This is a genomic window from Moorena sp. SIO2C4 (assembly GCF_010672485.1).
GTDB lineage: Bacteria > Cyanobacteriota > Cyanobacteriia > Cyanobacteriales > Coleofasciculaceae > Moorena > Moorena producens.
In genome coordinates this window covers 1-9,925 of record NZ_JAAHGN010000161.1, presented here as the reverse complement: position 1 = coordinate 9,925, position 9,925 = coordinate 1, and the positions used below count along the sequence as shown (strand labels likewise).

Genomic DNA, 9,925 nt, shown 5'->3' with positions numbered 1-9,925 from the left:
GTTATGCTTTAGGAAAAATTTATAATTTAATTTATCCTATTATTTTTTTTAGTGCTAAATAAGTAAGGACTAATTTTAATGGTGAATAAAGTCCCCAATTAAACCAGTAGGATTTTAGATAGTTTTGCAAAATCTAATTATTTTTCGCACCTCAGGCTAGGGCTAAGTTATCGAGTTCAGTTTTTACATCTCGACTTAGACGTTGGATATGTTCGATCGAAAAAGATTGGGGGCCAAAGCGAGCTTGGCTCCGACAATATTCACAACATTCTTGAGCTCGTGATTCAACTGCTTGTCTATGTTTTGCTTTAATTGATTTATCAGACATTACCAGGGAGATGAATATCCAAATCTGCCATGAGGGTGCTTAAGGATATTTGACGTAAACGAGCTAATTCTGCCATGGCTTCGACACGTTTAGCTTCGATAGTTTCCACTTGATCACTTAAAGCCAAAAGTTCTTTATACTGCTCAGCTGTCAGCGTCTCCATTTTTCGTTTTTGAATCAGTTCATCGTAGCGGTTTTGAATGTCTGCTGGTACACCTTGATTAATAGTAATTAGCAACCTAGCCTGATCTGAAGAAAGGCTGGGGGCTTTGCGTTGTGCCTGAAGGGATATGATGTATGCTCCAACTTTCTCCAGTTCAGATAAACTCAGTTGTTCAACAGCTCTAAGTAACTGGTCGTAGGAGAGCTGAGCTTCGACTTTAAGATTTTCCATTGGTTGTTAGTCGATTTGAATGCTTATTTAATTATAAAAAAAAAAGGAGCGAAGCCTTGGGATAAAGCTAAACACTCCAAGGTAGATTTGTTGTTTAAATGTTTCGCGATAATTAGGATAAAAAACCCTTTGATAATCTAGTCCTTGATTAGGGTAGGAAAGTTGATCGACGCGCGACCTAAGGGTTCAAACGACCCTTAGGTAAACTAAAAAACTTAATCAGCAGTGACTGGTAATTGGTTGAACTCTCTACGTTTTGAAAAGCGTAGATTCTAAGCGGATGTCACTTTGCGGGTTGAAACCACGCTGAGTCCTTTGGACTCGCTTCGCGAACGTGACGCTTCACGATAGGATCTAGACAATGAGTCTAATCTATATCGTTGTGGCAGGTTCAAATCTGCTCTACCGACCTCGGCTAGGGATCTCCCTAGCTGTGTCGCTACTTTTCTTAAAATATTGCAAGCTCCGTTGCAATCTGCGTTAATCAATTCACCTTTTGCAGACCGATAAAGTCCACGCTTCACTCTCTTTCCGCTTGCTGCCCACCCCAAGCCCGAAGGGCACGCTTCGCGAACAGGTTTTGCGCCGAGCACAGGTAGGAAATCACGATCTAAAAAGCTAGCTTTACTGGTGTAACTTTCTTCAGTCTCAAGGAATTTGATACCATACTCAATACATAACTGTTCTATTCGAATTTTTAATTTAGCAGTAGGTATCTGAACAAACTGTTGATTGTTCTTTTTTCCAATATTGATGCTGTCTTTATTGCGCTTGTTCCAACCAAATACAACTGTAATAACGTCATTACTTAAGCACCAGTTAACTATAAATCTAGCAGCTTTATTAACGTTGTCTCGCATTTGTCTGTTGCGTTTATCGGTCAAATAAGCTAGAGTCTCATCCCAGTAATCCTTGCTCTTCCCTTTTTTAATCGCAGCGACACGTTTGTTGTACCATTGATTTTGAGATTTGACCTTCCTTCCATCCAAGATAAATGATTTGCCTGTAGTAGACACACAGGTTAACCAATTATTCAAACCGGGGTCAATACCTAACACTTCGTCTGTTGATTGAACCTGTTCAGAAGCTGGTCGTTCATAGACAAACTCTAGATACAAACACCCATTCCTTGGAACAAAGCGGTACTCTTTTATTGACTTGAAATCAAGATTAGAAGGCATAGGGAGGATGAAATGGTCTATCCCAAACCAAGCTTTAACCTGTTTTCCTAATGTGAATTTGAGATGGCCTTTTATTAGCTTTACCCACCGAGCAGGATAACTAACTACAGCCAAACCCCCCTTCTTTCGGTAACTAGGAACTCTAGGCTTGATCGCTAGTTGACCTTTCTTGTATAACTTGCTTAAGGCTTTATAAGACTTAAAAGACTCAATAACTCCGTGCAGCGTTTGTTGCGCACAAGCTGACCTCATTGCCTTAAAATGAACATTTGTCTTCATTATCTTATCCAAATCGGCATTTGTAAGGTATTTACCGGCTTTGAACAATATTTGACGACAATAATAGATTCCGCAATTGGTTAGCTTGTTAGCTTCTGAGCAGATAAATTCTATTATCGCTCTATTTTCAGCTGTCGTAGTTATAAAATGTTGTTGGCAACCATACATTTGCATCGACCTTTTTGCTATGTTTATTTAAAAAAATACTACCGTAATTAAAATGTCAAGCAAATGCCAGAAAAACCAAAAAGAAGAGTCGGCAGACCAAGCATATATAACGAAAGTAAAAAAACTTACAGTGTGAAGGTAACCAAGCTAGCCTGGGACAACCTAAAAGAACTGGCAAAATCTGCTGGGTTAAGTCTCTCTGAATATGTCGAATATCTAGGGAGAAACGGAAAGCTACCTTGAACACGAGCGCCGGGATTTATCCCGGCTCGCTCCACGCCCACCTAATGAATTAGGTGGCTAACTCTCGCTTGATATTTCTCTGTTTTTCCAGAAAGCAAGGCTTTAGTTGTTGATTCTCCTGCTTGTCGCAATTGTCTTCCTAGCTGTACGTTAAATAACGTTAGGGCTAGGGACTGAGCAATGATGGCCAAGAAAACACTTCCATTAGCATAGGGCAAAATACCCCAATGAAATACCGAAAATAGCCATATAGCAGGAGTCTCATAGAGAGTCATCGACCCAATCCAGAACAGGATGGGTGGTAAGAGAATCAATCCTCCTACCGCTATTACTGCACCAGCGGCTCGCTTCTGTGTTTTCATCAACAGCATTAACTGAGCAACTGTGGCGTAAATCATGATCAGACTGCTATTGAGCAACAGTGCGAAAAGGGCAGGTATCTTGTACTCATTGGCAGGCCAAAGTAATATCCACGTCAGCAACATCGCAGATGCGATCGCACAATTTATTGCCACTGCCACCACAGCGGGACTTTTGTCACCCCAGATTAAGTCAGCTATCACCCCTCCTTTTTTGCGGAAAGTCCGATCCTGATGTCGGTAACGGGCCCAATCTTGTAAGGTTTGTCTATGGGGACTCAAAGCAGCAATCAGAGCTAAAAACAGCAGCACGTTGAACACCAGCAGCATCTGTGAATTCTCTTCCAAGCCATGGGTATAACCACCCCAGTTCTTGTATTGAGGGTTGAGGGCAAATCCTAAAATCACCGCTTGCAAGCTAGCGGTTAGCCAGTAACTCTGTTGCTTGTTAATCAGGGTAGCCTTAGGGTTATGGAAGCAACGATTTAGCCCTTGCCCAAGCCAGTAGCTCCCAACACCGTAGTTGAGGACAATAAAACCAGCCATAGTCCAGAAACTGACACCGATATGTATACCAAACCAGCGCAAATCTTGGAAACTACGGTGATAAGTAGAAATCCTACTCCCATCAAAGGAATTAGAATCAATCAGGTACGGTAAGACCATGGTGGGATTAAACAAAGTTAGCCAGTCGGCTGGGTAATGGCTGACACCACTGTCATGAATCACCATGGTCGTGATCCACACAAAGATGAGTACAGCACCAGAACCTAACCAAGCTTGGAAACCTCCTAGAGATCTGCTAACTAAGCCAAATAGTAGCGCCATACTATAGCAAAATAGGCAACTGGTACCGAGAACGGTATAAAATCCTAAAAGCTCAAGCAAATGGACTTTACCAGCAATAGCTGCCCAAAAATGCAATGGTAGGGCAAAACCAACTGCTAGATAAAGCAATGCTGGTACCCCCAGTAGTTTGCCACCTAGGATGCTCCGGCTTGACTGAGGTGTTAGCCGCAGAAAGTTCAAGGTGCCACGACTTTCTTCTTTAGAAAGGTCACTGATTAGCATATAGGTGCCAACCACCAACAAGCTGAAGATACCGATAAGACTCAGCCAGACAAATACATCTTGCCACCACAGAGACCAGTTAATCTCAAAACCTCCGAAGCCATCTGGTAGGCAAGTAAGGTTGGAATAGTCTTTGACACCAGTGCAATATCGGTTATAAATGGTACGATCACCATCAGCCACTGGTAGCTGACTTCCAAAACCGATCAGCATCACCAACTGACCAACCAAGGATATTGCCACTGTAATCAGGACATTGCGCTGTTTGAAACTCCCTTTGAGTTCTCGAAACACCTGGGGATTCAATTCCCCAAGTTGGTTAACTAAATTATTAAGTGCCATATCGCTATTAGTCTCCTTGTAGTCTCCTAGTTCTCATGCAGCTATGATCGAGCTATGATGCTTGCTGATGACCTAATTTAAGGAAAATTGTTTCTAAGTCTTCTTGAGAGCACTGGAATTCTGTCAAGGGAATCCCAGCCTTAACCAGCGATCGCAATAGCTGTGCACAATCCTCTTGACCTCCTGAAAAATGAATCCGCATCCGACCTGGTTCTGGTAATATCTCCCAGTCTTCTACAAGGGGATTATTTTTCAATTCCCCTTTAAGTACATCCAGCTGACCTAGGCTTGACAACAGAATTTGCTGGCGACCAAGACGCTGGTAAAACTCATCTAGGGGTGCGCTTTCTACCAGATACCCTAATTCCATGATGCCTACTGAGCTACACAGTTGGGCTAAATCACTCAGGACATGGGAGGAAATCAGAATCGTCATCCCCGCTTCTTGGAGAACCTTAATAATTTCCCGAAACTTCATTCTAGCAATGGGGTCAAGACCAGAGACTGGCTCATCCAGCAGCAGTAAAATCGGTTCATGAATAATAGTTCTAGCCAGGCTAAGGCGCTGTTTCATCCCCCGGGAGAGGGTAGAAATCAAGCTATTACGCTTGTTGGTTAATTCAATCAGTTCCAGAACATCGTATAACCGTTGTCGGCGTTTTGAGCCTCGTAATTTATATAGACGTGCGAAGTAGTCTAGGTAGTCCCAAACCGTCAAATCCTCATAAAGGGGAAAATCATCAGGTAGATAGCCTAAACGCTGTTTTAGCCTAGGATTGCTTTGATCTCTTAGCAAACGCTGACCATTGATGTAAATCTCACCAGTGGTAGGTTCTTCCGCTGCAGCTAACATCCGGATCAGGGTGGTTTTCCCAGCACCATTCGGTCCAATTAAGCCGTAAACTTCACCGCTTTCCACTTGCAAATCCACCTCATGCACAGCCACATGGCGGTCGAATTGCTTGGTGAGTCCACGGATATCAATAGCCAATTCTTTTACCATCAGAGTCTGGTTTTAGTTATTTAAATTACCTAAGACTAAGGTCTGTCTGAGCCAATATAGGATAAGAGCAAAGCCTCCTATTAGTCCGCATTCACGCTTAGCTTTGAAAAAGTGCGGGGTCGGACCGCGAAGGGAAATTCAGATGTTGGTTTCTTTCCAGCCTAGCGCTTTATTCTTGATCTATGGGTTGATCTAGGGCGGTTGAGCTTAGCTAGATTTATTTGAATTATTATTGATTATTTGAGTTCTTCATTTTTATCAGTTATCCCTAGCTTAGGGATTCATTCCGGACTTTTCCCTGGTGGCCAAGTCTGATCTATCGGTTACATCGGTTACATCCCTTAACCTATCCCTTGCCAACTCTGCTGATCAAAAAATTACCCTGATATACCGGCCAGATGCTATAGTATCGAACGCTATAACTTATACCCACCACACCTATACTTAAGCATCGACCAAACTAACTATGACTTACTCCTACCGCATTACCCTGCTACCTGGTGACGGGATTGGCCCAGAAATCATGGCAGTAGCTGTAGATGTATTGAACCTCGTTGGCAAGCGATTCGATATTAATTTTAAATTTACCGAGGCCCTAATCGGTGGCGTAGCTATTGATGCTACTAATGAACCCCTACCTACTGATACACTAGAACTATGTCGCAATAGTGATGCGGTTTTACTCGCTGCCATTGGGGGTTACAAGTGGGATAATCTCCCCCGCCACCAACGACCAGAAACCGGATTGTTGGGATTAAGAGCAGGGTTAGGATTGTTTGCTAATCTCCGACCAGCGACAATATTCCCCCAACTGATTGATGCCTCGACCTTGAAACGAAATGTGGTTGAAGGGGTAGATATTATGGTGGTTAGAGAACTGACTGGTGGGATCTACTTTGGACAACCTAAAGGAATTTTTTCTCAGGAAACTGGGGAAAAACGGGGAGTCAATACTATGGCTTACACCGAAGCCGAAATTGACCGCATTGGTAGAGTAGGGTTTGAAACGGCTAAAAAACGCGGTGGTAAACTGTGTTCGGTGGATAAAGCTAATGTGTTGGATGTGTCCCAGTTGTGGCGCGATCGCATTACAACCCTAGCAGCAGAATATCCGGATGTGGAACTGTCTCACCTATACGTGGATAATGCTGCTATGCAATTGGTCAGAGCTCCGAAACAATTTGATACCATTGTTACCGGTAATATGTTCGGGGATATTTTATCGGATGCTGCTGCTATGCTTACCGGTAGTATCGGCATGTTACCCTCTGCCAGTTTAAGCGAATCTAACCCTGGAGTCTTTGAACCGGTTCATGGCTCGGCTCCAGATATTGCGGGTCAAGATAAAGCTAATCCCCTAGCGATGGTACTCAGTGCTGCGATGATGTTACGTTACGGCTTAGACCAGCCTGAAGCAGCAGATTGCATTGAACAAGCAGTTGTAAAGGTTTTAGATAAAGGCGATCGCACCGGAGATATCATCTCAGAAGGCATGAATCTCTTAGGTTGTCGTGCTATGGGAGAGTCTCTAATTCAGTGCCTAGAAGAATCTTGATATTATCCCTTGATTTTATGGGGTAAACCTGCTGTTACTTATCATAACTCAGGAAAATCTGTTGGTTTCCCCTGGTTAATCAGTGCCCTTTTGCGGAAATACCCCCTTGCCGTGAAGGCGTGATTGCATTAAAGTCAAACTGAAATAATAGGGTAAAAAGTGTGGTGTATACATCACAACAAAGACAAGAAAACTACCAAACTCGGCTTGAGCTACCGAAGCTGATAGATCCTACGGTTTTGAGAGCAGCTCAGCACATCTACCGGGTTTACTACGAAGTTCATCCATACCAAGATCAACAGCCATCTGGTGTAGCCATTGACAGATATACCCTCAGAGGAAAGTTAATCTTTAGTGATAAACCTGTCCTTCTACCAACTGAATGCTTTGTGCCTTTGAGTCAACTAGAAGGAGACTTTTATTAATAAATATTAATTAAATCGGTCATTGGTCTTAGTTCTATGGTATGAAGCAATAGCAAATAGCAAGTCACACAGGATATGGTTGAAGTATCCGCTGCCTTGACAACGTCGATAGTTTTCGCAATAGTTTTCGCTATAGGTGCATCTATTGGCAGTTTTATGAATGTAGTTGTTTACCGACTACCTGCTGGTTTATCCATCCTTTGGCCCCCCTCCCGCTGTCCCAATTGTCTCCATAAGCTGGGGAAGCGAGAGAATGTTCCGGTAATGGGCTGGCTGTGGTTAAAAGGACGTTGCCGTCACTGTAATACCAAGATTTCCAGCCGCTATCCCGTAGTAGAGGCCATAACAGGTGTACTGTTTTTACTAGTTTTCTGGATGTATGGTTGGGGTTGGCAAACCCTAGGATATTGGGCATTTTTGAGCTGGCTGTTGACTCTGGCTCTGATTGATATCGATACGATGACCCTACCGAATTCCCTAACTCAGTCTGGATTAGTGGCTGGTTTAGTATTTCAAGGAACTACTGGTTTTTTCGAGGGGTCTCAACCCATAGCAATAATTCCTCATTTCATGACTGGGGTGGTAGGTGCAGTGCTAGGAATTTGGTTGTTTGACTTGATTGCCTTTGGGGGTTCTATTGCCTTTGGTCAATCCGCTATGGGGGGAGGAGATGCTAAGCTAGCGGCGATGATGGGAGCTTGGTTAGGCTGGAAGTATTTGCTCTTGGCTAGTTTCATCGCTTGTGGTGTAGGGGCGTTTGCTGGTGGCGCAGCCATTGCCCTCGGTTGGATGAATCGCAAACAGCCAATGCCATTTGGTCCTTTTCTAGGGTTGGGAGCAGGATTGACTCTACTGTGGGGTAAATTAATAGTGTCCACTTACCTAGAACTGTTTTTCCCATTGAGCTAAAAAGTATCTTAGGTGCGCTTTTCCCATCTAATTATTAAATTCGCCACTGGTCGCACCTGTTGAATAATGTTCGCTCACTATCTTAATTGAGATGTTGAAACGGGAAAGCTTAAACCTAGTATATAATAGGAAACCTATAAAAATTAACCTATTATAAAATTTTAGCTAATTGTATAATAATCATAATACTTATAAATAAGTATAACCTATAAAGAAAACTATAGATGAAATCGCAATAACAAATTCAAAGGCTCTGAAAACTCTACTATTGGTGCTATTGGTATTGGCCTGTGTCTTGGATAACAATCAGAACTACCAATCTTCGCTGGGAAGCCGAGCTGATGCAGCAGGTGCTAGCTGCTCATGATATCCCAAGTCGGATTCTTGATATTGGGATCATGTCTTATTTAGGTGCAGGTAGTCCTGCGGCTTTACAAGTTCGCTCACCAGATCAATGGACAGCCTTACTGTTGTTGAGTTCCCCAGAGGAAGAGCAGGCAGGACAATCATAAAGATAAAATTATAGCTAAAAAAATTTAGATAATACGTTAACAGGATAAGAAATTTTTATGTCTCTATTGGATTGGTTTGCAAATAGAAAACCTAAACCAAGCCCTAAACAACCTCAAGAACGGGAGATTGCTGATGGGCTATGGAAAAAGTGTGAAGCTTGCGGAGTGCTATCCTACGCCAGAGACCTGCAAGCTAATCAAATGGTTTGCACTGAATGTGACCATCACATGCGAGTCCCTAGTGACGAGCGGATCCGCCAGCTGATTGACCATCAGACCTGGATCTCACTGGATGAACACCTACATCCGACGGATCCCCTGAAGTTTTGCGATCGCAAAGCCTATAGTGATCGTTTGCGAGACAGCCAAGAAAAAACCAAGCTCACAGATGCGGTACAAACCGGCACCGGTAAGCTAGAGAATTTGCCGATTGCTTTGGGAGTGATGGACTTCCGGTTCATGGGCGGTAGTATGGGTTCGGTCGTTGGGGAAAAACTGACTCGTTTGATAGAAGAAGGAACCAAGCGACAGGTACCGGTTGTAATTGTTTGTGCATCTGGTGGAGCCAGAATGCAGGAAGGGATGTTAAGCCTGATGCAAATGGCCAAAATCTCTGGTGCCTTGGAACGCCATCGTGAAGCCAGACTACTCTACATTCCAGTGCTGACTCATCCTACCACTGGTGGGGTGACCGCTAGTTTCGCCATGTTAGGAGATATTATCATAGCGGAACCGAAGGCATTAATTGGATTTGCTGGACGACGAGTGATTGAGCAGACCCTAAGAGAAAAGCTACCCGATAATTTCCAAACTTCTGAATATCTGCTAGACCACGGCTTTGTTGATGCCATTGTACATCGGACCCAGTTGAAAAAAACCCTAGCCCAGCTGATTCGCCTCCATCAACCCCAGGCTACTATACCGGTAGCGGTTTCCCTGCCAGAAGCAGTAGGGACTTCGGAGCTGGGAGTAGGGAGTAGGGAGTCGGGAGTAGGCAGTAGGGAGTAGGGAATCGGGAGTAGGGAATCGGGTAGTGTGGGGAGATGGGGAGATGGGGAATCGGGTAGTGTGGGGAGATGGGGAGATGGGGAGTCAGATGGTTTGATAATATTCCCTCTTGCCTCTTGCCTCTTGCCTCTTGCCTCTTGTATGCATA

At 43.6% G+C, this 9,925-nt stretch carries 12 protein-coding genes; 6 read left to right on the top strand and 6 right to left on the bottom strand.

Annotated features, from left to right (window positions below):
* Window positions 1–151: 151 nt before the first annotated feature.
* From F6K20_RS11365 to F6K20_RS11355, 3 genes are all read right to left on the bottom strand, one after another.
* Window positions 152–328 carry an HNH endonuclease gene (locus tag F6K20_RS11365; protein WP_009149955.1) on the bottom strand — a complete coding sequence of 59 codons (177 nt, stop codon included), beginning with the start codon at window positions 326–328 and terminating at the stop codon, window positions 152–154.
* Window positions 321–722 (bottom strand): hypothetical protein, encoded by a 402-nt coding sequence (locus F6K20_RS11360; protein WP_009149953.1) that lies wholly within the window; start codon window positions 720–722, stop codon window positions 321–323. Before F6K20_RS11360 ends, F6K20_RS11365 begins: the two co-directional genes overlap by 8 nt.
* A gap of 272 nt (window positions 723–994) precedes the next feature.
* Complete coding sequence (locus tag F6K20_RS11355) at window positions 995–2,350, bottom strand: RNA-guided endonuclease InsQ/TnpB family protein (RefSeq protein WP_287294710.1); 1,356 nt, start codon at window positions 2,348–2,350, stop codon at window positions 995–997.
* Window positions 2,351–2,413: 63 nt separating this feature from the next.
* On the opposite strand from F6K20_RS11355, the gene F6K20_RS11350 reads away from it, so the two are divergent.
* Window positions 2,414–2,593, top strand: coding sequence for a hypothetical protein (locus F6K20_RS11350; RefSeq protein ID WP_009149948.1), 180 nt, complete (start codon window positions 2,414–2,416; stop codon window positions 2,591–2,593).
* A gap of 41 nt (window positions 2,594–2,634) precedes the next feature.
* Here the strand turns inward: F6K20_RS11350 and F6K20_RS11345 are convergent, their stop codons facing one another.
* Both F6K20_RS11345 and F6K20_RS11340 read right to left on the bottom strand, forming a co-directional pair.
* Entirely contained in the window at window positions 2,635–4,365 is a 1,731-nt protein-coding gene (locus tag F6K20_RS11345) for an ABC transporter permease subunit (RefSeq protein ID WP_287294708.1), read from the bottom strand.
* 52 nt (window positions 4,366–4,417) lie between these two features.
* Window positions 4,418–5,368, bottom strand: coding sequence for an ABC transporter ATP-binding protein (locus tag F6K20_RS11340; protein WP_287294706.1), 951 nt, complete (start codon window positions 5,366–5,368; stop codon window positions 4,418–4,420).
* A gap of 466 nt (window positions 5,369–5,834) precedes the next feature.
* Here F6K20_RS11340 and leuB point away from each other — a divergent pair, with 466 nt between their 5' ends.
* The 5 genes from leuB (at window position 5,835) to accD (ending at window position 9,777) form a co-directional block, all read left to right on the top strand.
* The gene (leuB, locus tag F6K20_RS11335; protein ID WP_287294703.1) at window positions 5,835–6,923 is read left to right on the top strand and encodes a 3-isopropylmalate dehydrogenase; all 1,089 of its coding nucleotides are present in this window, start codon (window positions 5,835–5,837) and stop codon (window positions 6,921–6,923) included.
* A gap of 164 nt (window positions 6,924–7,087) precedes the next feature.
* Window positions 7,088–7,348 (top strand): hypothetical protein, encoded by a 261-nt coding sequence (locus tag F6K20_RS11330; RefSeq protein WP_287251253.1) that lies wholly within the window; start codon window positions 7,088–7,090, stop codon window positions 7,346–7,348.
* Between the two features lie 75 nt (window positions 7,349–7,423).
* A complete protein-coding gene (locus F6K20_RS11325; RefSeq protein WP_287294700.1) occupies window positions 7,424–8,257 on the top strand; it encodes a prepilin peptidase in 834 nt (277 codons plus the stop codon).
* 290 nt (window positions 8,258–8,547) lie between these two features.
* Window positions 8,548–8,769: a hypothetical protein gene (locus F6K20_RS11320; RefSeq protein ID WP_009149933.1), complete on the top strand. Its 222-nt coding sequence runs from the start codon at window positions 8,548–8,550 to the stop codon at window positions 8,767–8,769.
* A gap of 57 nt (window positions 8,770–8,826) precedes the next feature.
* Entirely contained in the window at window positions 8,827–9,777 is a 951-nt protein-coding gene (accD, locus tag F6K20_RS11315) for an acetyl-CoA carboxylase, carboxyltransferase subunit beta (RefSeq protein WP_287294696.1), read from the top strand.
* Here the strand turns inward: accD and F6K20_RS11310 are convergent.
* Window positions 9,672–9,925 (bottom strand): hypothetical protein (locus F6K20_RS11310; protein ID WP_287294694.1); only part of this gene is annotated, 254 nt, incomplete at its 5' end. The two genes, accD and F6K20_RS11310, sit on opposite strands and share 106 nt — an antisense overlap.

Coding starts and splice junctions, on each gene's coding strand:
- F6K20_RS11360 (WP_009149953.1), bottom strand. CDS start 722: ATGGAAAATCTTAAAGTCGAAGCTCAGCTCTCCTACGACCAGTTACTT.
- leuB (WP_287294703.1), top strand. CDS start 5,835: ATGACTTACTCCTACCGCATTACCCTGCTACCTGGTGACGGGATTGGC.
- F6K20_RS11365 (WP_009149955.1), bottom strand. CDS start 328: ATGTCTGATAAATCAATTAAAGCAAAACATAGACAAGCAGTTGAATCA.
- F6K20_RS11325 (WP_287294700.1), top strand. CDS start 7,424: ATGGTTGAAGTATCCGCTGCCTTGACAACGTCGATAGTTTTCGCAATA.
- F6K20_RS11355 (WP_287294710.1), bottom strand. CDS start 2,350: ATGTATGGTTGCCAACAACATTTTATAACTACGACAGCTGAAAATAGA.
- accD (WP_287294696.1), top strand. CDS start 8,827: ATGTCTCTATTGGATTGGTTTGCAAATAGAAAACCTAAACCAAGCCCT.
- F6K20_RS11350 (WP_009149948.1), top strand. CDS start 2,414: ATGCCAGAAAAACCAAAAAGAAGAGTCGGCAGACCAAGCATATATAAC.
- F6K20_RS11345 (WP_287294708.1), bottom strand. CDS start 4,365: ATGGCACTTAATAATTTAGTTAACCAACTTGGGGAATTGAATCCCCAG.
- F6K20_RS11340 (WP_287294706.1), bottom strand. CDS start 5,368: ATGGTAAAAGAATTGGCTATTGATATCCGTGGACTCACCAAGCAATTC.